The following is a 1,392-nucleotide window of genomic DNA, read 5'->3' on the forward strand; positions in this document are numbered from 1 at the left end:
TTCCGATGTTCCTACTTTGCGGTTTTGCTCATGTGCAGGTAATCATGGCAGCTTTCGTGAATTGCCATTAGATTCTCTTTCTTCCAGTTGGCATGATTCCCATCTTTGTGATGTAGGTGAATACATTCATTGGGTAGGAATTTCAACCCGCAGGCTGCACAAGTATGGTTTTGTCGTTTTAAGACTTTAGAGGTTTCGCCACTATAGAGTTTGCTGTTTCGCTCACTCCAGTAGGCTATATCTCCGTCAAATGGTGATTTTGCACCTTTGACTAAAAGATGTTGATTCTCGGAGTAGGGAACCTTGGGGAACGCTTTATTCAGCATTTTCTTGCTAGTTTCGCGGTTCTGTTTGGTTTCCTTGTTGAACACCTTGAACGCTCTGTATTGGATGTGGTACAAAGAGAACCGTGACCCGCTCATTTTACAGTAGCGGTGGTAGTTCCTCCATCCTCTAACTACAGGGGCTAATTTCTCAGCTTTGACTGTAGCACCATAGTTCGAGTTGTTGACGATGTGCTTTACTTTCTGGCGGAATGCTTTGAAGTTATCCACTGAGGGGACGCATCTAAACTTTCCGTTGTTTTGCACTCTGAAGTGCCAACCAAGAAAATCAAAGCCATCTGTCGTAGCGGTTAGCTTAGTTTTCTTCTCGCTGATTTTCATTCCTCGTTCTGCGAGAAACTGACTGATGAGGTCAAGTACTGTTTCGGCGTTATCTTCGGGCTTGAGTATAATAACCATGTCATCTGCGTATCGCACAGAGTGGTGTATATTCTCTATTCCGTTGAGCGCAATGTTAGCTAAAAGTGGGCTGACCACTCCGCCTTGGGGCGTTCCTTGTTCGGGGAACTCTGGGTTTACTCCTGCTTGAAGACATCGGAAGATTCCTTGTCTTATGCCCTTTGCGGCAATGAGTCTATCCATAATGGCTGAGTGGCTTATCCGGTCGAAGCATTTTTCAATATCGAGTTCAATAACTCGTTTCTTGATTCCGTTGCCTTGGGAGTTGAGATTTTGGAACAGGATTTTCTGTGCATCGTGTGCCGAGCGTCCCGTCCTGAACCCGTAGCTCCTGGCGTGGAAGCTTACTTCATGTGCTGGTTCTAGAGCGTACTTGGCTAGACATTGCCAAGCCCTGTCCGCGATAGTGGGGACTTTTAGAATGCGGGTTTTCCCATCCTTTTTGGGAATAGGAATTTCGCGTAGCTTCTGGTGATACCAGTTGCTAGCATGGCGTTTGAGTTCTTCACTCAGTTCAAGCCTCTCCTTAAATGAGAGTGAGGCTTTGCCATCGATTCCTGCGGTCTTTTTCCCAGCGTTTAGCTGTGTTACTTGACGAACTGCCAGTAATCTTGCTGCGGTGGATTTCAGAATCAGCTTTTGGAGAGAC

1 protein-coding gene is annotated in these 1,392 nt (G+C 46.1%); it reads right to left on the reverse strand.

The features are described from left to right. Window positions 1-11: 11 nt before the first annotated feature. The coding region (locus AC1F2U_RS34685) for a group II intron reverse transcriptase (protein ID WP_480265269.1) at window positions 12-1,392 on the reverse strand (1,381 nt) is incomplete at its 5' end.

This window comes from Nostoc sp. LEGE 12454, from assembly GCF_056620565.1.